Source organism: Rhodococcus sp. AZ1 (assembly GCF_054979605.1).
In genome coordinates this window covers 1-22,397 of record NZ_JBUEQF010000013.1, presented here as the reverse complement: position 1 = coordinate 22,397, position 22,397 = coordinate 1, and the positions used below count along the sequence as shown (strand labels likewise).

Annotated in this window: 21 protein-coding genes; 10 read left to right on the top strand and 11 right to left on the bottom strand. The window is 69.2% G+C overall.

Annotated features, from left to right (window positions below; translation table 11 throughout):
• From mraY to ACY48E_RS14625, 9 genes are all read right to left on the bottom strand, one after another.
• Positions 1-1,083 carry a phospho-N-acetylmuramoyl-pentapeptide-transferase gene (mraY, locus tag ACY48E_RS14665; RefSeq protein WP_462872962.1) on the bottom strand — a complete coding sequence of 361 codons (1,083 nt, stop codon included), beginning with the start codon at positions 1,081-1,083 and terminating at the stop codon, positions 1-3.
• Positions 1,080-2,588, bottom strand: coding sequence for a UDP-N-acetylmuramoyl-tripeptide--D-alanyl-D-alanine ligase (locus ACY48E_RS14660; RefSeq protein ID WP_462872960.1), 1,509 nt, complete (start codon positions 2,586-2,588; stop codon positions 1,080-1,082). Before ACY48E_RS14660 ends, mraY begins: the two co-directional genes overlap by 4 nt.
• Positions 2,585-4,204, bottom strand: a complete 1,620-nt coding sequence (locus tag ACY48E_RS14655; RefSeq protein WP_462872958.1) for a UDP-N-acetylmuramoyl-L-alanyl-D-glutamate--2,6-diaminopimelate ligase — start codon at positions 4,202-4,204, stop codon at positions 2,585-2,587. Before ACY48E_RS14655 ends, ACY48E_RS14660 begins: the two co-directional genes overlap by 4 nt.
• Before the next feature lie 107 nt (positions 4,205-4,311).
• Positions 4,312-6,201: a peptidoglycan D,D-transpeptidase FtsI family protein gene (locus ACY48E_RS14650; protein WP_462872956.1), complete on the bottom strand. Its 1,890-nt coding sequence runs from the start codon at positions 6,199-6,201 to the stop codon at positions 4,312-4,314.
• Positions 6,198-6,884 (bottom strand): cell division protein FtsL, encoded by a 687-nt coding sequence (ftsL, locus tag ACY48E_RS14645; protein ID WP_462872955.1) that lies wholly within the window; start codon positions 6,882-6,884, stop codon positions 6,198-6,200. Before ftsL ends, ACY48E_RS14650 begins: the two co-directional genes overlap by 4 nt.
• Positions 6,881-7,882 (bottom strand): 16S rRNA (cytosine(1402)-N(4))-methyltransferase RsmH, encoded by a 1,002-nt coding sequence (gene rsmH / locus ACY48E_RS14640; protein ID WP_462872954.1) that lies wholly within the window; start codon positions 7,880-7,882, stop codon positions 6,881-6,883. The genes ftsL and rsmH overlap by 4 nt, the downstream gene beginning before the upstream one ends.
• A 176-nt stretch (positions 7,883-8,058) precedes the next feature.
• The gene (gene mraZ, locus ACY48E_RS14635) at positions 8,059-8,505 is read right to left on the bottom strand and encodes a division/cell wall cluster transcriptional repressor MraZ (protein ID WP_462872953.1); all 447 of its coding nucleotides are present in this window, start codon (positions 8,503-8,505) and stop codon (positions 8,059-8,061) included.
• 386 nt (positions 8,506-8,891) lie between these two features.
• Positions 8,892-9,320, bottom strand: a complete 429-nt coding sequence (locus ACY48E_RS14630; RefSeq protein WP_462872952.1) for a DUF3040 domain-containing protein — start codon at positions 9,318-9,320, stop codon at positions 8,892-8,894.
• A gap of 216 nt (positions 9,321-9,536) precedes the next feature.
• Positions 9,537-9,953 carry an SAV_6107 family HEPN domain-containing protein gene (locus ACY48E_RS14625; protein WP_462872951.1) on the bottom strand — a complete coding sequence of 139 codons (417 nt, stop codon included), beginning with the start codon at positions 9,951-9,953 and terminating at the stop codon, positions 9,537-9,539.
• Between the two features lie 157 nt (positions 9,954-10,110).
• Between ACY48E_RS14625 and ACY48E_RS14620 the strand changes: the two genes are divergently transcribed.
• The 5 genes from ACY48E_RS14620 to ACY48E_RS14600 all read left to right on the top strand — a co-directional run bounded on the left by ACY48E_RS14620 (position 10,111) and on the right by ACY48E_RS14600 (position 15,183).
• Entirely contained in the window at positions 10,111-10,731 is a 621-nt protein-coding gene (locus ACY48E_RS14620) for a GNAT family N-acetyltransferase (RefSeq protein WP_462872950.1), read from the top strand.
• An 87-nt stretch (positions 10,732-10,818) separates the two neighbouring features.
• The gene (locus tag ACY48E_RS14615; protein WP_462872949.1) at positions 10,819-12,417 is read left to right on the top strand and encodes a phytoene desaturase family protein; all 1,599 of its coding nucleotides are present in this window, start codon (positions 10,819-10,821) and stop codon (positions 12,415-12,417) included.
• A gap of 30 nt (positions 12,418-12,447) precedes the next feature.
• Positions 12,448-13,260, top strand: coding sequence for a carotenoid biosynthesis protein (locus tag ACY48E_RS14610; protein ID WP_462873017.1), 813 nt, complete (start codon positions 12,448-12,450; stop codon positions 13,258-13,260).
• 4 nt (positions 13,261-13,264) lie between these two features.
• Positions 13,265-13,954, top strand: a complete 690-nt coding sequence (locus tag ACY48E_RS14605) for an LppM family (lipo)protein (protein ID WP_462872948.1) — start codon at positions 13,265-13,267, stop codon at positions 13,952-13,954.
• On the top strand, positions 13,951-15,183 hold the full coding sequence (locus ACY48E_RS14600; RefSeq protein WP_462872947.1) for a glycosyltransferase family 2 protein: 1,233 nt from the start codon (positions 13,951-13,953) through the stop codon (positions 15,181-15,183). Before ACY48E_RS14605 ends, ACY48E_RS14600 begins: the two co-directional genes overlap by 4 nt.
• On the opposite strand, the gene ACY48E_RS14595 is transcribed toward ACY48E_RS14600, so the two are convergent.
• Complete coding sequence (locus ACY48E_RS14595) at positions 15,124-16,131, bottom strand: methylenetetrahydrofolate reductase (protein WP_462872946.1); 1,008 nt, start codon at positions 16,129-16,131, stop codon at positions 15,124-15,126. The genes ACY48E_RS14600 and ACY48E_RS14595 overlap by 60 nt on opposite strands.
• A 214-nt stretch (positions 16,132-16,345) precedes the next feature.
• Between ACY48E_RS14595 and ACY48E_RS14590 the strand changes: the two genes are divergently transcribed.
• The 4 genes from ACY48E_RS14590 to ACY48E_RS14575 all read left to right on the top strand — a co-directional run bounded on the left by ACY48E_RS14590 (position 16,346) and on the right by ACY48E_RS14575 (position 21,625).
• Complete coding sequence (locus ACY48E_RS14590; RefSeq protein WP_462872945.1) at positions 16,346-17,452, top strand: polyprenyl synthetase family protein; 1,107 nt, start codon at positions 16,346-16,348, stop codon at positions 17,450-17,452.
• A gap of 8 nt (positions 17,453-17,460) precedes the next feature.
• A complete protein-coding gene (gene crtI, locus ACY48E_RS14585; RefSeq protein ID WP_462872944.1) occupies positions 17,461-19,011 on the top strand; it encodes a phytoene desaturase family protein in 1,551 nt (516 codons plus the stop codon).
• 80 nt (positions 19,012-19,091) lie between these two features.
• Positions 19,092-20,645: an alpha-(1->6)-mannopyranosyltransferase A gene (locus ACY48E_RS14580; protein ID WP_462872943.1), complete on the top strand. Its 1,554-nt coding sequence runs from the start codon at positions 19,092-19,094 to the stop codon at positions 20,643-20,645.
• Positions 20,642-21,625: a phytoene/squalene synthase family protein gene (locus ACY48E_RS14575; protein ID WP_462872942.1), complete on the top strand. Its 984-nt coding sequence runs from the start codon at positions 20,642-20,644 to the stop codon at positions 21,623-21,625. Before ACY48E_RS14580 ends, ACY48E_RS14575 begins: the two co-directional genes overlap by 4 nt.
• A gap of 7 nt (positions 21,626-21,632) precedes the next feature.
• Here the strand turns inward: ACY48E_RS14575 and ACY48E_RS14570 are convergent, their stop codons facing one another.
• Positions 21,633-22,001 (bottom strand): Rv2175c family DNA-binding protein, encoded by a 369-nt coding sequence (locus ACY48E_RS14570; protein WP_462872941.1) that lies wholly within the window; start codon positions 21,999-22,001, stop codon positions 21,633-21,635.
• Positions 22,002-22,089: 88 nt separating this feature from the next.
• Between ACY48E_RS14570 and ACY48E_RS14565 the strand changes: the two genes are divergently transcribed.
• Positions 22,090-22,397, top strand: a 308-nt coding sequence (locus ACY48E_RS14565; RefSeq protein WP_462872940.1) for a hypothetical protein, incomplete at its 3' end; no start/stop codon positions are given.

Sequence of the window (22,397 nt, the reverse complement as noted above, 5' to 3'; positions counted from 1 at the left end):
TCAGCTCCCGCCGATGGCGGCGAGATACTCGTTGTAGAACAGCGCGAGACCGACCGCGGACGAGATCGCTGCCAGAAGCCAGAAGCGAATGATCACGGTGGTCTCCGCCCACCCCGCGAGCTCGAAGTGGTGGTGGAACGGCGCCATGCGGAACACCCGTCGGCGTGAGGATCGGAACACGGCCACCTGGATCACCACCGACGCGGCCTCGGCGACGAACAGCGCACCGATGACCACCATCAGCAGCTCGGTGCGCGTCACGACGGACAACCCTGCGAGCAGACCACCGAGCGCGAGCGAGCCGGTGTCACCCATGAAGATCTTGGCCGGAGCAGCGTTCCACCACAGGAAGCCGATGCACGCGCCAGCGGCCGAGGCGCAGATCAGTGCCAGGTCCAACGGGTCGCGAACGTCGTAGCACCCGGGGCCCGGGGCGGTGGAGCACGCCTGTCGGTACTGCCAGAACGTGATGACGGTGTACGCGCCGAGCACCAGGGTCATCGAACCGGCGGCGAGACCGTCGAGGCCGTCCGTGAGGTTCACCGCGTTGGACCACGCGCTGACCAGCAGGTACACGAAGAAGATGAACACCACCGAACCCATCGAGACGGTGGCGATGTCGCGGACGTACGACAGCTGCACACTGCCGGGGGTCAGTCCGGTGGAGCCGCTGAACTGCAGCGCGAGCACACCGAAGAGCACGGCGGCCACCAGCTGACCCACCAGCTTGGCCGTCTTGTTCAGCCCCAGATTGCGCTGCTTGCGGATCTTGATGAAGTCGTCGAGGAACCCCACCAGCGCCAGCATCGTGGTCAGGCCCAGAACGAGCAGTCCGGACACCGACGGGCCGTCGGCGTCGTACGCGGTGCCGATCAGGTGCGAGCCCCAGTACCCGGCCCATAGCCCGGCCATGATCGCGACGCCACCCATGGTCGGGGTTCCGCGTTTGGACTGATGACTCGCCGGACCGTCCACCCGGATCTCCTGGCCGAATCCCTGCCGCGAGAAGACTCTGATCAGCACCGGCGTCAGCAGAATTGCCACCGCCAGGGCGATACCTCCCGCGAACAGGATCTGCCTCACGCGTCATCCCCCCGATCGACCGGCACGTCCCGGCCGATCACTGCTTCGGCCACGGTCCACAGACCTACCGACTGCGATGCCTTCACCAGAACCACGTCCCCCGGCTCGAGTTGCTCGTCGAGGATGTCGATGGCGTCCTGAGCGCTGGCAACCAGAACCGACTCGTCACCCCACGACCCTTCCATCACTGCACCCTGATGCATCCCGTGCGAGGGACGCCCCGTACCGACCACGATCAACCTGCCCACGGCCAGCCGGACGGCCAACCGCCCGATGCGATCGTGCTCGATCACCGACTCCTCACCCAGCTCGGCCATCTCCCCGAGAACCGCCCACGATCGCCGACCCCCCGCGCGAGAGCTGCGCGCCATGGTCACGAGCGCCTTGAGCGCGGCCCGCACCGAGTCCGGGTTGGCGTTGTAGGAATCGTTGATCACGGTGACGCCGTCGGCTCGCGTTCGCACATCCATCCGGCGACCGGAGGCCGCCTCCGCACCGGACAGCGCTGCCGCGACGTCCGCGATCGACGCCCCGCACCCCAGCGCCACCGCGGCGACGGCGAGCGCATTGGAGACCTGATGTTCGCCGTGCACACGCAGGGTCACCGGGGCAGAACCGACTTCGCTCACCAGATCGAACGACGCACGCGCAAGTTCGTCGAGTGTCACGCTCTCGGCACGGACATCGGCGTCGGCCGCGAGGCCGTACATGACCACCTTCGCGGTGGTGGTCGACGCCATCGCGGCCACCAGTGGATCGTCGGCGTTGAGCACCGCGATGCCACCGTCGGCGGCCGACGGCAGGGCCCGCACCAGTTCACCCTTGGTCTCGGCGATCACCTCGCGCGAGCCGAACTCCCCGAGGTGCGCGGTCCCCACGTTCAGCACGACACCGATGCGCGGCGGCGCGAGCGCGGCGAGTTCGGCAATGTGGCCGGGTCCACGGGCAGAGAGTTCGAGAACCAGGAAGTCGGTGTCGGCATCGGCGCGCAGCGCGGTCCAGGGATGGCCGAGTTCGTTGTTGAACGAACCCGGCGGGGCCACCACCGATCCGCGGGTGGCCAGCACCGTGCGCAGCAGATCCTTGGTCGAGGTCTTGCCCGACGATCCCGTCACCCCGATCACCGTCAGACCGGATGTGGCCACCAGATCGGTCACCGAGGCATGGGCGAGAGCTCCCAGCGCGGCGAGCACGGCAGCACCGGAGCCATCCGAATCGTGTTCGAGCGCCATGGCATTGGTGATCTGCGGGGCGGGCTCGACCACCACGGCGGGCACACCGACTGCCCTGGCGGCGAGCACGGCGACCGCACCCGCGGCCACGGCCGCACCGGCGTGATCGTGCCCATCGGTGACCGCGCCCGGCAGTGCCAGGAACAGATCTCCCGCCCCCACGCGTCGCGAGTCGAACTCCACCGACCCCGTCACCAGGACGGACGGATCATCGACGTCGTGCAGCGTGCCGCCGGCGATCTCGGCGATCTCCGCCAGGGACAGGGCCTTCATCGCTGAACACCGCTGATCACGGCGTCGATGGCCTCGGCGAGAACCGTGCGGTCGTCGAAAGGGTGCTTCACTCCGTCGATCTCCTGCCCTACCTCGTGACCCTTGCCGGCCACCAGGATCGTGTCACCCGACCGCGCCCAGCGCACGGCCTCGCTGATCGCCTCGCGACGATCACCCACCACCCGAACCTCGCCGCGACGATCCGGCGACACGGTCGCGGTGCCGGCGAGCAGAGCCTGTCGGATCGCGGCGGGATCCTCGGTGCGCGGATTGTCGTCGGTGATCACCACCAGGTCCGCGCGTTCGGCCGCGGCCGCTCCCATCAGGGGTCGCTTTGCGCTGTCACGATCACCACCGGCGCCGACCACCACCGCGATGCGCCCCGTCGTCTGGCGCCGAAGGGTGTCGATCACGACCTCGAGCGCCGCCGGTTTGTGCGCGTAGTCGACCACGGCCAGAAAATCCTGTCCACGCGAGATCCGCTGCACTCGGCCGTTAACGTCCACCTCGGCCATCGCGGTGAGCGCCTGCGCGGGGTCCACCCCCACGGCCGCGCACGCCGCCGCCGCCACCATCGCGTTGGCCACGTTGTAGCGACCGGGTAGCCGCAGACTCGCGTGAACGTCGGCAGTTCCGAGCGGCCGGACGGTGAAGGACTGTGCACCGTCGACGTCCACGGCCCACTCCACCACGGACCAGTCCGCCGCCCCCGAGCCGGACACGGTGACCACCTCCGATCCGGCGCCGCGCGCGATGGCGGCCATACGTCGACCCCAGTCGTCGTCGACACACACGACGGCCGACCGCGCGTGGACGCTCGAGTCCGCTGCGAACAGTCGAGCCTTGGCTGCGAAGTAGTCCTCGAACGTCTCGTGGAAGTCCAGGTGGTCCTGCGAGAGGTTGGTGAAGGCGCCCACGGCGAACCGGGTGCCGTCGACTCGGCCCAGTGAGAGAGCGTGCGAGGAGACCTCCATCACGACGGTGTCGACACCTCGCTCGACCATCGCGGCGAAGACGGCGTGCAGGTTCGGTGCCTCCGGAGTGGTCAGTGCGCTGGGCACCGGCTCGTCCCCGATACGAGTTTCGATGGTGCCGATCAGCCCGGTGGTTCGCCCACTGGCCCGCAACGCGGCCTCGGTGAGGTACGAGGTGGTGGTCTTGCCGGAGGTGCCGGTGATACCGACGACGGACAGCGTGTGCGACGGGTGACCATAGATGGTGGACGAGATCACACCGAGTACGCCGCGCGGATCCGGATGCACGAGAATTCCGACGTCCACGCCTGCCGCACGCGCAATATCGAGACCGGCCGGGTCGGTCAGGACGGCAACCGCTCCCCGCGCGACGGCGTCGGCCGCGAAGGTGGCGCCATGGGCGCGGGCTCCGGGCAGCGCGGCGAACAGATCACCGGCCGCGATGGCCTGTCCGCGCAGTTCGATCCCGGTGATCGATGCATCCCACGTCGGGTCGCCCGCTCCGGGACCACCGGCTCCAGGACCACCGGCTCCGGTGTCCCCACCCGCTGCGGTATCGACCATGGCGCCCACCTGCTCGGCCAGGGAACGAGCCGACGTGATCGGCGGTCGTTCGGGTCGGAACGTGGGCTGCTCTGGCACGAGTAACGGGCTCCTTCGTCTGCTCTCTGCGCGCTGTGGCACCGGATGGCACCGTCGGCGTCGGTGTCGGGCACAGCCGGTCGTTGAGGTTACCGGCGAGCACCCGGTCAGTCCGCCTGCAGGGTCAGCCGGGGAGCGGGCGGCGAGAGGGGGACGGCGTCACGCTGGAGCATCCACGCGGCAATGTTGTGGAACAGGGGGGCCGCGGATTGCCCGCCCGAGCCGTCCGTGCCGCGTTGCGGAGCGTCGAGCATGATGCCCACGACGTATCGCGGATTGTCGGCGGGGGCGATGCCCGCGAAGGTGATCCAGTAACTCGAGTTGGAGTAACACTTGCAGACCGGGTCCACCTGCTGCGCGGTACCGGTCTTGCCGCTGATCTGATAGCCCTCGATCCCCGCGGCGACGCCGGTGCCGCGCTGGTTGCCGGTATCGGACTGGGTGACCGCCCGGAACATGTCGCGCACGGTTCGCGCCGTCTGTGGGCTGACCACCCGCACCGGCTCCGGCGGCGCGGGTGTGCTCTTGGTGCCGTCCGGAGCGATCGTGTCCTCGACGATGCGCGGCGGGATCCGCACGCCGTCGTTCGCGATCGCCTGATACATGCCGGTCATCTGCAGCAGCGTCATCGACAATCCCTGTCCGATCGGCAGGTTCATGAACGTCGATCCCGACCACTGATCGCGGCTGGGTACATCTCCCGCGCTCTCACCGGGCAGACCGACGTCGGTGCGCGAACCGAGCCCGAAGCGGGCCAGCATGTCCGCGTATCGGTCCTCCCCCACTCGCTGGGCCAGCATGAGCGTGCCCACGTTCGAGGACTTTCCGAACACACCGGTGGTGGTGTACGGCGCAACGCCGTGCACCCATGCGTCGCTGACGGTGACTCCGGCGCCGGAGATGCTGCCCGGCACCTGCAGCACCTCGTCCGGTGTGGTGAGCCCGTACTCGATCGCCGCCGACGCGGTGACCAGCTTGTTCACCGACCCCGGCTCGAACGGGGTGGAGATCGGCAGGTTGCCCATCTGGGCCGAGGACGGGTTGTTCCCCACGCCGATCGCAGGGTTGAACGTACCGTCGTTCGTCATCGCGAGCACCGCGCCGGTCTTCGCGTCGAGCACCACGGCCGAGGCGTTCTTGGCACCGGATGCGACCTTCGCGGCCTGAACCTGCTGCTGGACGTAGTACTGGATGTCGGAGTCGATGGTGAGCTCGACCGAGGAGCCGTCCACTGCGGGCTGCTGATCGCGCCAACTACCCGGGATCACCGCCCCGTCCGAGCCTCGGTCGTACGTGCGCGACCCATCGGTACCGGCAAGGGTCGGGTCCATCGACGCCTCGATGCCGATGAGCCCGTGGCCGTTCCATCCGGTGGCGCCCACCAGGTTGGCTCCCAGCGAGCCGCCCGGGTACTCCCGGATGTCCTGCCGCTCCAGACCCACCTCGGGGAACTGCTGGTTGATTGTGGCCGCCACCGCCGGATCCACGCTGCGCACCAGGTAGACGAAGCTGTCGGTGGAGTTCAACTTGGTGATCATCGACGACCGGGTGACCACCTTCCCGAGCGCCGCGACCAACCCGTCGGCGATCTGCCCGATGCGCGTGTCGGGATCGGGCTTGCTCGGGTCCTTCGCGTGGGCGTCGGCGAGGTCGGATCGCACCTTCGCGGGCTGGAAGGTCAACGCCTTCGCCTCCATGGTGAAGGCGATCGGCGTGCCGTCACGATCGAGGACGGCGCCACGCTTGGCAGGATCGACGATGGTGGTGGTTCGCTGATTCGCCGACTCCGCCGACAGCGACGGTGCCTCCACGAGCTGAATCCACAGCAGTTGCAGCGACGCGATCAGCAGCGCCGCGAACATCACCAGCCGACCGAGACGGAAGCGAAATGCGAAGGAATCCCCACCCGGGCGCGTCCGACGCGGACGACGAGCGGGGCGGGGGTGCGGACGTGCGGTGGTGCTCGACCGTGGCCGGGCGGTGGTGGGAGCGCTCATCGTGCACCTGTGTTCGGAGGTGAGAGGGGGACCAGCTGTTCGTTCGTTCCCACCGCCGCGGTCCGCTGGGCGGGTGCGGGTGCGGGTGCGGCGGCCGGTGCGGGTGCGGGTGCGGCGGCCGGTGCGGGTGCGGCGGCCGGTGCGGGTGCGGGTGCGGCGGACACGGCATCGAAGTCGGGCGGGGGTGGGCCCGCGGCAGGAGTCGGTTTGCCGACCACGGTGACCGTGCCGTCGGGTGCAACCAGCAACCTCGGCACGTCGCGAGTGGGGATCATCCCGAGCGCCTTGGCCCGCTGCGCCAGTTCCGGTGCGGAGTTGGCTGATTCGACGTCGCGCTCGAGCGCAGCCACCTGCTCACCGAGACGCTGGTTGACCTGGCGCTCGGCGCTGAGACGATAGGAGTCCTCCGCGGCACGCGTGGTCAGCAACAGAGTCGAGGCGAGTCCCACGGTGAGCAGTCCGAGAACCAGCGCGACGAAGGGCACGCGGGCCGCCACGCCGCGCTGGGTGGGCCTGGATTTCTCGATCGCCGACCGCAGTCGCGCGCGACGTTGCCTCTTGTCGTAGGCACGCGCTGCAGCGCCGGTGCGGGCAGGTCGCGCTACGGGCTCCACCCTCGGCACCACAGCTGCCGCGACCGCGGCACCGCCCGAACCGCCCGAATCGATAGTGTCCTCGCTCACGCGGTCCTCCTGGAGATCCGTTCGGCCGCACGCAGTCTCACCGGCGCAGCACGCGGGTTGTCGTCGATCTCGTTGTCCGGCGCCTTCTCCGCGCCACGTGTCAGGAGCCGGAAGTGCGCTGCCGTGTCGGGCAGTTCCACCGGCAGGCCCACGGGGGTGCGTGAAGTGCACGCCGCCGCCAGTTCCTGCTTGACCACGCGGTCCTCTAGGGACTGATACGACATGAACACGATGCGCCCGCCGACGCGCAGCGCGTCGAGCGCGGGAGCGATTGCCGCACGCAGAGATTCGAGCTCGGAGTTCACCGCGACCCGCAGAGCCTGGAACGTGCGTTTGGCGGGATGGCCGCCCGTGCGTCGAGTGGCGGCCGGGATCGTCGCGTACAGCAGGTCCACCAATGCTCCGCTGGTGGTGAAGGGGGCCTGCTCGCGGCGTCGGATCACAGCGGACGCGATCTTGCCCGCAAACCGCTCCTCCCCGAACGTCGAGAGAATCCGCGCGATCTCACCGTGGGAGTAGGTATTGAGGATGTCGGCAGCAGTGATCCCCGATGTGGGATCCATCCGCATATCCAGCGGCGCGTCCACCGAGTAGGCGAAACCGCGATCCTGTGAATCCAGTTGCATGGACGACACTCCGAGGTCGAACAGCACCGCATCCACCGAATCGGACGGCTCGAGGCCGGCGTCGGCAAGCGCCTGCGCGAACCCGTCGTACCTGGTGTGGGCCAGATGAACTCGATCGCCGAACTCCGCCAACCGTTCACCGGCACGCTCGAGCGCGTGCGGATCGCGGTCCAGACCGACCAGACGAGTCGAGGGATACGACGACAGGAAATGCGCCGCATGTCCACCCAGCCCGAGCGTCGCGTCGACGTAGACCGGATCAGAGGCGGCGGCGAGGGCGGGACCGAGCAACTCGTCGGCACGTTCGAGCCGGACCGGGATGTGGGAGAAATCCACCACCGTCTGTCCTCCGAACGCTGCCGACCTTCTCATGTGTACTTCCAGTGCAAGTCCATCGGAGTGGCTCATGCCGTGTGGTCTCTGTCCGGTGAGGTACCTGGCGTCGGGGAAGTACGTCAGGGCCCTGCACCGAAACCTGGCGTCGGGGAAGTACGTCAGGGTCCGGGTCGGACAGAGGCCACGCGGCACAGCCGGCGGTGGCCGATGGGTCAGGTGGTTGCGCTCACGGGTGTTCCTTCGAGACCGGTGGGCAGACCGCGCGAGAAGTCCTCCTCGTGCTCGTTCTGGTAGTCCGTCCAGCGCTGCGCGTCCCAGATCTCGATGTAGTCGTGCAGGCCGACCACCACGCAGTCCTTGGTCAACCCGGCGTAGGTGCGGTGCTTGGACGTGATCACGACGCGGCCGGCCGAATCGAGGGCGGTGTCCTCCGCAGTACCGGTGAGCAACCGGAAGTACGCCCGCTTGGCCGCACTGTCGTTCCGAAACGGTGCGAGCGCAGCAACGATCGCGTGGTAATCCGCGGTGCGGAACACGGCCAGAGTGTGGTCGTTGCTCTGCGCGATCATGACGCCTCCTCTCAGGTGCTCGCGGTACTTCGCCGGCAGGGTGAGTCGGAACTTGTCGTCGAGCTTGGGCGTGTGAGTGCCGTAGAACACGCGGCACCTCCGACCGGTCGACTTCTGGTTCGTCCTCCCCCGTTGCCCCACAGTACCCCACTTTGCTCCACTATCAACAACACGAACACGGCGTTTTTCCTCGCGGAGAAGGAAAGTGGCAGGTCACTGGGGTAAGCCGACTGACGGAAAATGCCCGGACGGCGTCGCCGCCCCACATACCCAGCGGGAGCGGAAGCACGGCGCCACCCACGTGACGCCCGAAAGCAGCACGTCAGGGGGCCGAATCAGACTCCATAGGACCAAATCTGGGGCGGAGTGGGGCGCTCACCGAACTGAAGTGGGGTGAACTGGGGGGCGGAGTGGGGCGCACCCACGAAAAAGCGCGGCACCCGTGCGGGTGCCGCGCCGTGTTGGCCGATGTCGAGCTACTGCTGGTCGAAGCGGCGCCGGAAGCGCTCCTCCATGCGACTGGTGAACCCGGCGGACCGGCCCTGCTTGTCGCCGCGGCGGCCGCGGGAGGAACCGCCACCGGCGGACTCGGCACCGGAGGCCTCGCCCGCTGCTGCCGATGCGCCACCGCCAGTCCTCAGGAGGAGCATCACACCGGCGCCGAACATCACCACGAAACCCAGCAGGCTGATGATCGGGAAGCCCCCCGGCCGCAGCGGAAGCGCAAGGCCGGACACGAGGAGCACGAGGCCGATGACGAACAGCGCAGCGGCCTGGAAGCGCCGACGAGTCGATGCCGCCCGCATGCGGCCACCGCGCACAGTGGACGCGAACTTGGGATCCTCGGCGTAGAGAGCGCTCTCGATCTGATCGAGCATGCGCTGCTCGTGCTCGGAGAGTGGCACAGTACCTCCCCCGGCGTTCGATGTTTACCGGCCAACTCCGGGCGGAGTTGGCGTGCGCCGCCGTTCGGCGACTGCAATCGATGATACGAGCAGATTGCCGGGTGTACCACCCGCTCGTCCAACGTGTCCGAGATTACCCGGGCATGCTCGAGGTTAACCCTCGCGGTGACCGATCCGGGTCCGGTTCGGCGGACTCGGCCACCACCTGCGAGCGCCTCACGCGGTCATCCCCTCCGCCGACCCCGTCATGGTCGAGGACGACCGCTCGGCCAGACGATCCTCGACGTCGTAGAGGAACGCCCCGACACGGTCGAAGAACTCGTCCGCCGCAGCATCGTCGAGCCGATCGGCGGTGCCACCCTCGATCGCGGCGCGACGGGACGACCAGTCCTCGAAATAGCCTGCCCACAGGTCGAACTCCGGCGCCGCTCGCGCCATGCGTACCCAGGCGCTGCGCGACGCGCCCCTCTTGGGAACCGGATCGATCAGCGCCAGCAGGGCACCGGCCCCGCGCAGGGCTGCGACATAGGCGCCGAGGAACCGTTCCGACGGATCCTCACACCCCGCAGCATCGGAGAGCAACGCATCGGCGCGCGCGAGGACTCCGCGGGCCCGGCTGTGCGCGGCATTCATGAACCCTCCCTGGTTACTCCGCCCGGTGGACCTGTGACTCCTCCGGTGGACCTGTGACTCCTCCGGTGGACCTGTGACGATGGTGGTCCGGCGGAGTCGATGTAACCATTGGGGTCCGACAGGAACCCGGGACGACCGAGATCCGGCGAGCTCGTCCATGCGGCGGGAGGAGGTGAGAGACGTCGGTCCCAGCACCGTAGGCGGTGGCACTCCGCGACCGCGGATCGTCGAGTTCTCCGCACAGGATCTCCGCGTCCACCTGCACCAAGCCCTCGCGATCTACGTCCACGCCATGGGATACCCACCCGGCACCGAGGCCCATCGGGCGCCGATGTGGATCGAACACACCGCGCGGCCGGGGTGGAAGTGTGTCGCAGCACTCGATTCGACCGGCGACCTCGTGGCCGTCGCCTACGGCTATCGCGGCGGCCCCGGTCAGTGGTGGTATCGACAGGTACGGGACGGTATGCGGCGCACGGGGTGGGACAGGCGTGCGGCCGAATCCATCCTCGCCGACTACTTCGAACTCACGGAGATACACGTCTCGCCCCGCGCTCAGGGCCATCGGCTCGGCGAAGCCCTTCTGGTAGCCCTGCTCGCCGGTCGAGACGAGTCGATCGTCATGCTCTCCACCCCCGAGGTGGCGGGCGAGGACAATAGAGCGTGGCGCCTGTACCGGCGCTTGGGTTTCCGGGACATGGTTCGACGTTTCCACTTCGCCGGCGATGCCCGGCCCTTCGCAGTACTGGGCCGCGACCTGCCCCTGACCGACCTGTAGCCGGGCCACCTGCAACCGACCGACCCATCCCCGACCCACCCCGACCCCGACCCCGACACATCGACCAGCAGAACGGGACACCACGCAGTGATAGATGCCGCCGTCATCGGATCCGGCCACAATGCCCTCGTCAGCGCCGCCTACCTGGCCGAAGCCGGGTGGTCGGTCCGGGTGATCGAGCGGGACACCGAGCTGGGCGGCGCCGTCTCCACCGTCGAACGGTTCCCCGGCCACGCCGTCGATCGGGGATCGAGCGCACACATCATGGTGCGGCACACCGGCATCATCGAAGAACTCGGTCTCGACCGGCACGGACTCGCCTACGTGGACTGCGATCCGTGGTCGTTCGCGCCGGCGCCGCCCGGGACCGACGAACCCGGAATCGTCTTCGCGCGCGACCTCGATCGCACCTGCGCCTCGATCGAGGCGGCGTGCGGATCACGTGACGCCGACGCCTACCGAGCCTTCGTCGAACTCTGGGGCCCCCGCAGCGCGAGGGTCATGCGCGCCTTCGGAAAGCCTCCGACCGGACGTGCCCTGCTGTCGTCCTTCTGGGGGCTCGACACCGGCAGCGGTGGCAGCGACCTCTCCCGCCAGTTCCTGCAGTCCGGCGACGCCCTGCTGGACAGCACCTTCGACAACGAGCGCCTCAAGGCGGCGCTGGCGTGGTTCGGGGCGCAGTCCGGTCCGCCGATGTCCGAGCCGGGGACGGCCCCGATGGTGGCCTTCGCCGCCCTCATGCACACCCTTCCACCGGGCCGGGCGATCGGCGGCAGCGGTGGCCTCACCCGCGCCCTCGCGTCGAAGATTCGCAGCGACGGCGGCGAGCTGAGTTTCGGTGACGCGGCCGTGCAGTTGCGCCGCATCGGTGACCACTGGGCGGTGCGCACCGCGAGCGGCGAGGAGATCCTCGCGCGCACCGTCGTCGCAGGCTGCCACGTTCTGACGACGCTCGACCTGCTGGAAGCAGGCGGGTTCGACGCCGCCGCCATCGCGCGCTGGCGACGAACGATCCGTGTGGGTCCGGGTATCGGAATGGTGGTGCGGGCGTCGGTGTCGTCACTGCCCCACTACCCCAGCGCGCCGGACGAGCAGTCGTCCACTCGCGGCCTCCAGCTGCTGGTTCACGACCGCGCGCAGCTGCGCCGTGCCCACGGGAGCGCGCTCGCCGGGGAACTCCCCACCGATCCGGTGGTCCTGGCGATGAGTTTCAGCTCCGTGGACCCGACCATCGCTGCGCCGGGTGAGCACCAGGTGTCCCTGTGGTCCCAGTGGCATCCGTACCAGCTCTCCGGTGGTCGCACCTGGCGTGGCGGACCCGGCCGCGACATCGCCGAAGCCGAAGGCGACCGAATCATCGCCGAGACCAACAGGTACGCACCGGGTTTCGCCGACACGGTGCTCGAGCGCTACACCCAGTCCCCCTGGGACATCGAGCAGGAACTGGGTCTGATCGGCGGCAACGTGATGCATGTCGAGATGTCGCTCGATCAGATGATGATGTGGCGCCCCGTCCCGGAGATGTCCGGACACCGCGTCCCGGGTGCCGACGGGCTGTACCTGACCGGCGCGTCCACCCACCCCGGCGGCGGCGTCTCGGGCTCGAGCGGGCGTAGCGCTGCGCGCGTCGCACTCGCCGACGCCGGCAGCGTGGTCGCGCGACTGGTGGGACGGCTGCGCTCGTGAGAAGCCGTCGTGGGGGGTAGGGCCGTGACCTTGCGACGACTGTCCGTGGGTGCTGCGATCGTCGCGGTTCTCGCCCAGATCCTCTACCCCCTGGTCCATGGCGCGGCGCGTGACGGCGTCACCGTCGTGGTGGTCGCCGCTCTCGCCCTGGCCTGCCTGGCGCACGCCGGGGCCGTGCGCGGAGCGGCCTGGATGCTGGCCCTGATCCCCGTGACTGCCGGCATCGGTCTGGCGGCCGAGATCATCGGCTCGAGCACCGGCTATCCGTTCGGCGCCTACGACTACGCGCAGAACCGGATCGGGCCGTCGATCGCGGGCGTGCCGGTGATCGTTCCGCTGGCCTGGACAGCGGGCATCTACCCGGTCTGGCGGGCCGCGTCGGCCGTTGCCACACGCACCGTGGGCAGTGCCGGTGATGCCGTCGTGTCGGTTCCCGTACGCGCAACCCTGACCGTCGTCGGGGTGGTGGGTTGGGACTTCTACCTCGATCCCCAGATGGTCGCGGACGGGCAGTGGACCTGGCTGTCGTCCGACGGGCTGATGCCCGGCCTGGAGATCCCGTACACCAACTACCTCGGGTGGGTACTGGTGGCGACGATCATGGTCACCGCCATGGAGGCGCTCGACCGCTGGCGCCCGGCGCCGCGGCGCCCGGTCTCCGATGTCGTGCCGATAGCGCTGTTCGTCTGGACCTGGTTGGGATCGTCACTGGCCCATGCGGTCTTCCTGCCGGAGCAGAGCTGGTCGGCGCTCTACGGGCTCGCCGTCATGGGGGTGGTGGGAGTGCCGCTGCTGGTGACGCTGCGTGCCCGCCGCGCCCGAGTAGGTGCGCTCGGGCATTAGGGTGTTGCCCGTGCCCAACACCGCTGTTCGACCACGTACGCGCCGAGTTCTGTCGGTGCTGTTCCTGGCCCTCGTCACCGCACCCCTGCTGACCGGGTGTCTGCGCGCCCAGGTCTCGATGGGCGTCTCGGCCAACGACCGGGTGTCGGGCACCATCGTGGCCGCCACCGTGCCCACCAGCGACGCCGACACCGGCCCGGTGCTGCGACCACCGGACTCCCTGAGTACGAAGGTCTCGGTGGAGACCTACAAGATGGACGGGTATGTGGGAGAGAAGGTCACCTTCACCGACCTGACCTTCGGCGAGGTGCAGCAACTGGCCTCGCTCTCGGACAAGGCGCTCGGTTCCTACGAGCTGACCCTCACACGCTCCGGTGACCTGGTGACCCTCGCCGGGCAGGTGGACCTGACGTCACTTCCCGTGCAGGGCAGCGATGTTCAGTTCACCGTGGCCTTCCCCACCCGTGTGGCCACCACCAACGGCACCCGCGACAACGACAACCAGGTCACCTGGAAACTGCCGGCGGGCGACACCACCACACTGCGCGCCGAAGTGCGCTACCCCGACCCGAACACCCGCACCTTCGCCGGGTGGGCGGGCATCGTCGGCGGGGTCACCCTCGGCGTCGCCGCGATCGTGGCGGCCATGGCGTACCTGTCGAGGAACTCCCCGATAGGCCGCTCACGGGTGTGACGGGCACCGCCATCGGCACGGTCCGCTCCGCGGCCGCCGTGGGTTCCGTGTGCCGCTCCGCGGCCGCCGTGGGTTCCGTGTGCCGCTCCGCGGCCGCCGTGGGTTCCGTGAGCGCCCTCGCGCTGACCGTGCTCAACGCCGCCACGGCGCCCCGGGTCCGACCCGGCTCGGCGGCCGCGGTGGATCCGTCCGAACGCGTCACCGTGTGCATCCCCGCGCGCGACGAGGTGGCCACACTCCCCCGGCTGATCGCCGACCTGCGTGCTCAGCGACCTGCGATGGCGATGCGGGTGATCATCCTCGACGATCGATCCGACGACGGCACGGCTGACGCCGCGCGCGCGGCGATCGACGGCGACGAGCGTTTCACCGTCCTGACCGGGACCGGCCCGCGCGCACCGCAGGACATCGGCAAATCCGTTGCTTGTATCTCTCTCGGGCGCGCAGCGCTGGCGGCCGATCCCGCCGAGAGCGCAGGCGCGCCGACGGTGATCGTCTTCCTCGACGCCGATGTCCGTCTGACACCGGATGCGATCGCCGCAGCCGTGGTGGAACTGCGCCGATCCGCCGTCGCCCTGCTCTGCCCGTGGCCGCTGCAGCGGGCCGGCTCCATCGCCGAGCATCTGATCCAGCCGCTGCTGTGCTGGTCGTGGTCGGCAAGCCTGCCACTGGTGGCGGCCAACAGGGCGACCGGGGCGTCGACGGCCGTGGCCATCGGACAGTTCCTGGTGATGGACGCCGCGGCCTACGCCCGGATCGGTGGACACGAGAGCACCCGCACCTCGATCACCGACGATCTCGCGCTCGCGCGCACCTTCAGGCGCCACGGTCTGCGCACCGCCGTGGCCTACGCCGGAACGGTGGCGTCGTGCCGTATGTACGACTCCGCCGCGCAGGTCCGGGAGGGCTACACACGATGGCTGTGGTCGGCTTTCGGACCCGTGGGCACGCCCGTGGTGGTCGGCGCCGCGGTGATCACGTTCGTCCTCCCTGCCGTGGGGCTGTCGACCGGCGCCGGATCGGGGCGGCGGGCCGCACTCGCGTGGGGCGCAGCGTCCGCCTCGCGTGTGATCGCCCGCCGGAGCGAGGGCTCGTCGACAGGTGCGGACGTGCTGTCGGCACTCGCGCACCCTCTTGCTGCGGTCGCAGCGGCGGCGTTGGTGGCCGAATCAGTGCGCGGACGTCGTCGCGGCACCCTGACCTGGAAGAACCGGCGACTGACCGTGTGAGGACCGCACCCCGAGGCCGAGGTTGGCGAGCACCTCGGCCGTCGCCATCGCGAAGTTGAGGGTGATGAAGTGCAGACACGGGGCGCCCTCGGCGATCAGTCGCTCCCCCAGCTCGGTGGCCATCTCGATGCCGACCTCGCGCACCGCGGCGCGATCCTCCTCGGGGCCGTCCCCGGCAGCAGCGTGCAGGCGCTCGGCGATCGTCGGGGGTAGAGCGGAGCCGGAGAGCTCGGTGGCGCGCTGCACCGAGCGCAGCGAGGTGATCGGCATGATCTCGGGGATGATCGGCTTTCGTCCCTGCTCGGCGTCGTACGCCACCACGCGATCACGCAGGCGCAGGTAGTCGTCGACCTCGAAGAACATCTGCGTGATCGAGTACTCGGCTCCGGCGCGCAGCTTCGAGACGAGGAACCGCGTGTCGTGCTCGAGGTCGGGCGAGCGGTGGTGACCCGTCGGGAACGACGCGACGCCCACGTGGAAGTCACCGAGCGAACACACCAGTTCGACCAGGTCCTCGGCGTACTCGACACCGTCCGGGTGCTTGGTCCAGGGGCCCAGCGGATCGCCGGGTGGGTCACCGCGCAGGGCCAGGATATTGGTGATCCCGCGGTCGGCGTAGGCACCGACCATTGCCCGCAACTCGGCGATACTGTGCGAGACCGCGGTCAGGTGCGCGACCGGCAGCAGGGTGGTCGACTCGGCCACGTCGCCGGTGACCCGAACGGTGCGGTCGCGGGTGGAACCGCCGGCGCCGTAGGTCATCGACACGAATGCGGGCCGCATCTGCTCGAACGTGCGCACCGTCCGCCACAACCGCGACTCGGCGTCGGCGTCGCGAGGTGGTGAGAACTCCACCGAGAACGGCACACGACCCACCGAGCCGGCCCGTAGACGGTCGACCACCGACTCCGTCGCACTGGTTCGTCCGCCCCGGGCGCTCTCGCTCACCGGCTCAGCATAGATTCGACCGCACGACGGTTACCGGCCGGTACGCCGGAGCGAGACTCATCGTCGTCGAGCACTCGGTCCGAATCGCTCACTAGGATCGGGAGAGCCCCCCGAGCCGACCGCTGACCGCGGTCATCGCTCGCACATCGAAACCTCGGAGGTTGCACTGACTGCTGGAGCCCGCGTTCCCACAACCCGGACGGCCGCCGAACCGGTGTCGACCGAGGTGTCGGGCGCCCCGACATTGACCACCCCCGCCGAGTTCGCACACGCGGTCGAGGCCAATATCGCCAGCTTCGTGGCCTCTCGGCGCGATCTGATCGACAGTGTTGGCGGCATCTACGCCGCCGCTGTGGACGAGTTGACCGCGTTCATCCTGCGCGGCGGCAAGCGCATGCGACCGGCTTTCGCGTGGACCGGCTGGGTGGGCGCGGGAGGCGACCCGGCCGGTGCCGCCGCTCCGGCCGCACTGCAGGTGTGCGCGGCCCTGGAGCTGGTTCAGGCGTGCGCGCTGATCCACGACGACATCATCGACTCGTCACTGACCCGGCGCGGGCACCCGACAGTGCACGTGAGCTTCGCCACAGAGCACCGGATCAACGGGTGGGCGGGCAGCCCGGAGCGCTACGGCGAATCCGTCGGAGTTCTGCTCGGCGACCTGGCCCTGTGCTGGGCGGACGACATGATCCGGTTCGCCGAGCTCGACTCGGCCGCCACCCGACGCGTCGCACCCGTGTGGTCCGCGATGCGCACCGAGGTGATGGGCGGGCAGCTGCTCGACATCGCCGTCGAGGCCCGCCGCGACGAGAGCGTTGCCGCTGCCCTGCAGATCGACCGGTACAAGACCGCCGCGTACACCGTGGAGAGGCCGCTGCTGATCGGTGCTGCACTCGCCGGGGCCGACAGCGCCCTCACCGAGGCCTACCAGCGCTTCGGCGCAGACATCGGGATCGCATTCCAGCTTCGCGACGATCTGCTCGGCGTGTTCGGCGACCCGGTGGTGACCGGGAAACCGTCCGGCGACGATCTGCGCGAGGGCAAACGGACCGTGCTGATGGCGGTTGCCCTCGAAGCCGCCGACCGCAGCGCACCCGAGACGGCCCGTTACCTGCGAGCCACGCTGGGCACCGACCTCTCCCCCGCCGACGTCGACGACATGCGTCGCCTGCTGATCGAGCTGGGCGCCGTCGCAGAGGTCGAACACCGCATCACCGATCTCACCACCACCGCTCTGCATGTGCTCGAGGCGTCCACGGCCCGGCCCGAGGCCAAGGAACGCCTGCGCGCCATGGCCTATTCAGCGACACGAAGGGAAGCGTGAACACGCTCATGACCGCAACCATCACGGGACCGAGTCAGAAGGTCGTCGTCGTCGGAGCCGGGCTCTCAGGCCTCGCCGCGGCACTGCATCTACGGGGTGCCGGCGTCGAGGTGACGCTGCTGGAGAAGAACGACACCGTGGGCGGTCGCGTCGGATCGGTGGCCGCACCGGGCTACCGCATCGACACCGGCGCCAGCGTGCTGACCATGCCGAGTCTGATCGCCGAAGCGCTCGCCGCGGTCGGTGAGACCTTCGAGTCGACGACACCGAAGCTCGAACTCGTGCCGCTCGAGCCCGCGTACCACACGCGGTTCGCCGACGGGACCAGCATCGACGTGCACTCCGATCCCGAGAAGATGGTCGCCGAGGTCACCGCCAAGGCCGGGGCCGCCGAGGGAGCGCGGTATCGCCGGCTGCGCGCGTGGCTCTCGCAGGTCTTCGACGCCGAGTTCGGTCGGTTCATCGACTCCAACTTCGACTCACCGCTCGACCTGGTCGCGTCCAAGCCCGCCCTCTCGGACACCCTCGCGCTGCTGCGGCTCGGCGGGTTCGGCAAGCTCGGCAACAAGATCGAGACTCTGGTCAGCGATCCGCGGCTGCGCCGCATCTTCACCTTCCAGGCGCTCTACGCCGGAGTGGCACCGAAGAAGGCTCTCGCGGTGTACGGCGCGATTGCGCACATGGACACCTGCATGGGCGTGACGTTCCCGATCGGCGGCATGAAGACCATCGCCGAATCGCTCGCCGATGCCTTCGTCCGGTCCGGCGGCACGCTCGTCACCGGCAGCGGCGTCGACCGCATCGATTTCGGCGGTGGACGCGCACGGGCGGTGATCACCGACGACGGCACCCGCTACGAGTGCGACAGCCTGATCCTCACCCCCGACCTGCTCGTCGTCGATCGGCTGCTCGAGAACATCGGCATTCGTACTCGGCGCAAGACGCGCGTGTCGCCGTCGTGCGTCGTGGCGCACGGGGTGGTGCCCACGTCGATCACCGCGGGCTGGGAATCGCAGTCCCACCACACCATCGACTTCGGGGGCAAGTGGGACGAGACCTTCGTCGAGCTCACCGCGCCCGCCGGTCGCGGCAAGGTGATGAGCGACCCGTCGTTCCTCATCACCCGGGTCTCGAAGTCCGACCCGGCTCTTCGGGTGATGCGCAACGGCGTCGAGTGCGAGCCGATCTCGATCCTCGCGCCGTGCCCCAACCTCATCAGCGCACCGCTGGACTGGAACAACCTCCAGGACGCCTACGTGCAGGACATGCTCGTCACGCTGGAGGGACGCGGGTACACCGGCCTGCGCGACGGGCTCGAGATCGATCACGTCGACACCCCGCAGACCTGGCTGGACCAGGGCATGATCGCCGGCAGCCCGTTCTCGGCGGCGCACATCTTCCGTCAGACCGGGCCGTTCCGTCGCCGCAACGTGGTGCGCGGAGCGGAGAACATCGTGCTGGCCGGCAGCGGCACCACACCCGGCGTGGGCGTGCCGACAGTGCTGATCTCGGGCAAGCTCGCCGCGGAACGCGTGGTCGGGCCGGTCCATGCTCGGTGAGCCGGTAAGCTTCGCCACGCGAGACACGCACCCCTCGTAGCTGCCGGAACCGATCGGTAGCCGGATCGACACGGAGGATCATGTCGACGTCCTCCCCAGCGCGCGCGACCAACCCTGATCGTCAGCCCTCACGCGCCCGCGCCCTGAGCGAGTTCGCTGCGTCACGGCCGGGGAAGGCCACGATCTACGGGTTCGTGGGTTCGGTGTCGATCACCTTCGGCGGGATGGGCGCCGGTGCTGTGCGCGATCGTGATCCGTTGCTCGAGACACTGCACCTGTCGTGGTTGCGGTTCGGGCACGGCTACGTGCTGTCCTCCATCGCGGTGTGGGTCGGTGTCCTGATGATGATCGCGGCGTGGGTGCGCATCGGGCGCTCCACCCGCAACGGCGAGACCACCGTGCACATGCTGCGCTGGGTGATCCCGGTGTGGGTGGCCCCGATGTTGCTGGCGGTGCCGATGTTCAGCCGGGACGCGTACTCCTACCTCGCGCAGGGGGCGTTGGTCCGCGACGGTTTCGACCCGTACGCCGTGGGCCCGGTGGCGAACCCCGGCGTTCTGCTCGACAACGTCAGCCCCGTGTGGACGACGACCACCGCGCCGTACGGCCCGGTCTTCTTGCTACTCGCCCGCGGGGTCACCACCCTGACCGGCGACAACGTGATCGCCGGAACCATCGTCATGCGGCTGATCATGCTGCCCGGTCTGGCGCTGACCATGTGGGCCGTCCCGCGCATCGCCAGGCACTTCGGGACCGACCCCGCCGTGGCACTGTGGATCTCGGTGCTCAATCCGCTGGTGCTGATCCACCTCATCGGCGGTGTGCACAACGAGATGCTCATGGTCGGGTTCATGATGGCCGGCATCGCCGCGGTGCTCGACCGCAAGCACGTCGCCGGTGTCGCGCTCGTCTCCGTCGCGGTGGCCATCAAGGCCACGGCCGGCATTGCGCTGCCTTTCATGGTGTGGATGTGGATGATCCACGAACGAGAAAAGCATCCGGATGCACCGCCGCCCGGTCGCCGCGAGAGCATCGTGCTGTTCCTGCGCACCGCCGGACCCGGGGCCGCCGTCTTCGCCGCGGTGTTCGTTGCCGCGTCCGCCATCGCGGGCGTCGGCATCGGCTGGCTCAGCGCACTGTCGGGATCGGCCAAGATCGTCAACTGGCTCTCCCTGCCGACCATCCTGGCGCACATCGTCACCGTCTCGACGTCCTGGTTCACCGGGTTCCAACTGGCCGCGGTTCTCGATGTCACGCGAGCGATCTGCGCCGTGATTCTCGTGGGTGTCCTGGGGTGGGCCTGGTGGAGGTTTCGCCGCACCGAGGCGGACGCGATGACCGGCATCCTGGTCGCTCTCGTGGCGATCGTCGTCCTCTCGCCCGCGGCTCTGCCGTGGTACTACTCGTGGCCGCTGGCCGTCGCCGCGGGCACCGCGATGAGTGCCGGCACCCTGACCGTCCTGGTGGGCCTGTCGACCTGGCTGATGTTGGTGTTCCGGCCGGACGGCTCCAACGGTCTCTACAGCTGGGTGCACGTGGGCCTGGCGACGTTCGCCGCTGTCATCGCAGCATGGTCGCTGCGCACCGTGGATCCACTCGGTCTGCGCTCGCTCGAGGAGAAGAACCGCACATGAGCACCCCCACGATCGACCCCGCCCTCGCACCGGCCTACCGGCTGTGCCGATCGATCGCAGCCGAGCACGGCAAGACGTATTTCCTGGCCACGCGGTTGCTGCCGGCCGAGCGTCGACCTGCGGTCCACGCTCTGTACGCCTTCGCCCGGATGGTCGACGACATCATCGACATCGACATGGTGGCCGAGCGCGGCGACCACGACGCCATCGCCGAGGACAATTCGGCACTCGTGGTGATCGAGCGGACGCTCCTCGAGGGCCTCACCGGCTCCGATCGCCCCGTGGTGGACGCGGCCATCACGGATCCGGCGAGACGGATGGTGATGGCGGCGCTGCTGGACACCGCCCGCACCTACGAGATCCCGACGCCGTACTTCACGGCCTTCATGACGTCGATGCTCATGGATGTGCCCGAATCCGTGCACTTCCGCAGCCGGTACGCCACGATGGCCGAGCTCGAGGAGTACATGTGGGGTTCCGCCGCGGTCATCGGGCTCCAGATGCTGCCGATCCTAGGCACGGTGGTGCCGATCGACGAGGCGCGCGCACCCGCCGCAGCACTGGGCAATGCGTTCCAGCTCACCAACTTCATCCGCGACGTGGGCGAGGACCTCGACCGGGATCGGATCTACCTCCCGGCCGACGAGCTGGCGGCATTCGGTGTCGACGAGGAACTGCTGCGGTGGTGCCGGCTGACCGGTAACCGCGACCCGCGGGTGGTTCGGGCGTTGGCGCATCTGGTGGCCCGTACGCGCGGGGTCTACCGCGACGCCAAGCCGGGTCTGGCGATGCTCGCCCCCCGTGCCCGGCCCGGCATCGAGGTGGCCTTCGCTCTCTACGGAGAGATTCTCGACGCGGTCGAGAAGAACGAGTACCGAGTTCTGCAGTCACGGGCCGTGGTGCCCAACCGTCGACGTGCCGCGGTGGCCGTGGCCGCCGCCGGACGCAGCGCGCGGGCGCGGTTGGCCGGTCGGCGCTGAGAGTTCGCTAGAACGCCATCGCCTGGGCGCGGCGGATCACTTCGCGTGCATGCTGCCCGCGGAGTACGTCGATGGGCGTCCCGGGCAGCGACGGGTCGTCGGTGAACAGCCACCGCAGAATTGCCGGGTTGCCGTATCCGCCGTCGAGCATCACGCCGATGAGTCCGGGCAGATGCTTGATCGGCTGACCACCCTCACCCAGGAAGGCCGACGGAACGGCGATCACGCCGCCTCGGCGCACGGCGATGAGCTTGTGGTCGCGGATCATCTGATGAACCCGGGTGACCTCGATGCCCATCGCGGCGGCTGCGTCGGGAAGGGCGAGAACCTCGGTCTCGGCCGGGAGGACGTCGTCACAGTAGGGAATGGCACTCACCCGGACACGGTATCGAGCAGGCGCGGGCGACGGCAGCCCCGGGTCAAGTCGGTGGTTCGTGTCGGTGGGGTCGGATACAGTCGAACACATGAGCGAATCGAGTCGGGCGGAGGCCACCACACGCGCCGGTTCCTCGCGCGTCGGTTCCTCGCGCGCCGGTTCCTCGCGCGGTGGTTCGTCCCTGCCCGGGTCGGTGTGGCCGGGGCTCGATCCGGCGGTGATCGGTGTCGAACCCGACCCCGATGCCGGTGCCGCGGAGTTGTTGGTGGGGTTGCGTCACGCGGGCGCGGGGCAGTCGTTCCTCGAGTGGGTGCGTTTGCGCACCGCGGCGGCGCTGTTCGAGGTGATGGACGCCGGGGCGCCGGCCGAGGATCGGCGCCGCTACGACACCCACAC

What these genes read in the sequence shown, in the direction of transcription:
- ACY48E_RS14575 (WP_462872942.1), top strand. Translation starts at nt 20,642, where the DNA reads ATGAGCACCCCCACGATCGACCCCGCCCTCGCACCGGCCTACCGGCTG.
- ACY48E_RS14625 (WP_462872951.1), bottom strand. Translation starts at nt 9,953, where the DNA reads ATGAATGCCGCGCACAGCCGGGCCCGCGGAGTCCTCGCGCGCGCCGAT.
- rsmH (WP_462872954.1), bottom strand. Translation starts at nt 7,882, where the DNA reads ATGAGAAGGTCGGCAGCGTTCGGAGGACAGACGGTGGTGGATTTCTCC.
- crtI (WP_462872944.1), top strand. Translation starts at nt 17,461, where the DNA reads ATGACCGCAACCATCACGGGACCGAGTCAGAAGGTCGTCGTCGTCGGA.
- ACY48E_RS14660 (WP_462872960.1), bottom strand. Translation starts at nt 2,588, where the DNA reads ATGAAGGCCCTGTCCCTGGCGGAGATCGCCGAGATCGCCGGCGGCACG.
- ACY48E_RS14580 (WP_462872943.1), top strand. Translation starts at nt 19,092, where the DNA reads ATGTCGACGTCCTCCCCAGCGCGCGCGACCAACCCTGATCGTCAGCCC.
- ACY48E_RS14620 (WP_462872950.1), top strand. Translation starts at nt 10,111, where the DNA reads ATGCGGCGGGAGGAGGTGAGAGACGTCGGTCCCAGCACCGTAGGCGGT.
- ACY48E_RS14650 (WP_462872956.1), bottom strand. Translation starts at nt 6,201, where the DNA reads ATGAGCGCTCCCACCACCGCCCGGCCACGGTCGAGCACCACCGCACGT.